1 protein-coding gene is annotated in these 2029 nt (G+C 60.1%); it reads left to right on the top strand.

The window, feature by feature from the left end:
* Positions 1 to 407: 407 nt before the first annotated feature.
* Positions 408 to 2029 (top strand): proton-conducting transporter membrane subunit (locus EN925_RS33435; protein ID WP_281040685.1); only part of this gene is annotated, 1622 nt, incomplete at its 3' end.

Here is a 2029-nt window from a genome sequence, read left to right on the forward strand (position 1 = left end):
GCCTTGTCTTCCTCGGACTGGCGGAAGAAAGACCGGGCGGGACCGGGATAAACAGGGCCGGACGAGAACTGGTGATAGCCACCTTGCTTGGCGCCCGCCACGACTAGGCGTGCGTCAAACGGATTGGATAGCAACTGACGGCAGGGGCCGCTGACGGCATGCCGGAAGCAGCCGAACGCCACCTTTCTTGAGAGTCCGCACCGAGCGCTCCCATCCACATGGCGCTCGGATCCTTGATCGATGTCAGCGACCTCGCAAACTGCTTCTGCCTCCAACTGAGTGGTCATCGCGCGGCGCGGACAGGTGTTCTGGGAACCCGCCAATCAATGCCTTGCCCAATGTCACCGGAGAACCATAATGGGCGGAGCCAGGCAGTGGTTGTCTCCGAAGACTTTGGGCTCCAATAGATGACAGACGACACAGCGCTGATACTGATGATCGTCCTGCCTTTCGTAGGCAGCCTTGCCGCTCTCATGCTCCCGACAAAGGCTCGCAACGCCGCAGCTGTCCTCGCCGCCGCCGCGTCGTTTACCTGTCTGGGTTTGGCGGTCATGTTTTATCCCTCGGTACTCGGTCCAGGTGTGGTGCGTAGCGATATCGAATGGCTTCCGACGCTTGGCCTTGATTTCACTTTGCGAATGGATGGATTTGCCTGGCTGTTCGCCATGCTCATAAGCGGCATCGGCTTCCTCGTCGTCATTTATGCGCGCTACTACATGGCCCCGGAAGACCCGGTTCCGCGGTTCTTTTCGTTCTTTCTCGCGTTCATGGGATCGATGCTCGGGGTCGTCATTTCCGGAAACTTGATCCTGCTGGTCGTATTCTGGGAACTGACCAGCATCTTTTCCTTCCTGCTGATTGGCTATTGGCACCACAACGCCAGTGCCCGCGACGGCGCCCGCATGGCGCTGACGATTACCGGCATCGGCGGCATCGGTCTGTTGGCCGGCTTCCTGCTGATTGGCCATGCCGTTGGCAGCTACGACCTCGATCGTGTTTTGGCGTCGGGCGACCTTATCCGCTCCCACGATCTCTATGTGCCCATCCTGGTTCTTGTGCTGCTCGGGGGGTTCACCAAGAGCGCGCAGTTTCCGTTTCACTTCTGGCTGCCCAACGCCATGGCCGCACCGACCCCGGTCTCGGCCTACCTGCACTCAGCGACCATGGTGAAGGCCGGCGTGTTCCTGTTGGCGCGCCTGTGGCCGGTGCTTGCGGGGACATACGAATGGTTTTGGATCGTCGGCTTCGCCGGCATGATGTCTTTCGTTTTGGGAGCTTATTTTGCGATCTTCCAGCGGGACATTAAGGGTTTGCTCGCCTACTCGACCATCAGCCATCTCGGTCTGATTACACTTCTGCTCAGCCTCGGTAGCCCGCTGGGTGCCGTCGCTGCCATCTTCCACATGATGAACCACGCCACGTTCAAAGCCTCGTTGTTCATGGCCGCCGGTATCATCGACCATGAGACCGGAACGCGCGACATGCAGCGGCTGGGCGGGCTTTTCCGTGTCATGCCCTACACCGCGACGCTCGCCATGGTGGCAAGCGCGGCCATGGCTGGCGTCCCCCTCCTCAACGGATTTCTCTCCAAGGAAATGTTCTTCGCCGAGGCGATCGAAACGCACGCCGATTCCATTCTCGATACCGCCGCGCCCTATGCTGCCGTCCTGGGCAGCGCTTTCGCTGTTGCCTACTCGGCACGGTTCATCCACAACGTGTTTTTCCGACCGCTGCCGGCTGAGCTGCCTCGCGAACCTCACGAACCGCCGTTTTTCATGCGGTTTCCGATCCAACTTCTTGTGCTTGCCTGCCTCCTGGTTGGGACCGTTCCCGGCCTGACCATCGGTCCGTTCCTCCACACCGCCGTCACCTCCGTCCTGGGACCCGCGACGCCACAGTACAGTCTGGCTATCTGGCACGGGTTCACAATTCCTCTGTTCATGAGCGTGTTGGCGCTTGCCGGTGGCGCAATCCTTTATCTGCTGCTGAAGGACTATCTGGCGCGCTGCGAGGACGGCCCTCCCTACTT

It is taken from the genome of Mesorhizobium sp. M7A.F.Ca.US.006.04.2.1, assembly GCF_004022915.1.
GTDB lineage: Bacteria > Pseudomonadota > Alphaproteobacteria > Rhizobiales > Rhizobiaceae > Mesorhizobium > Mesorhizobium ciceri.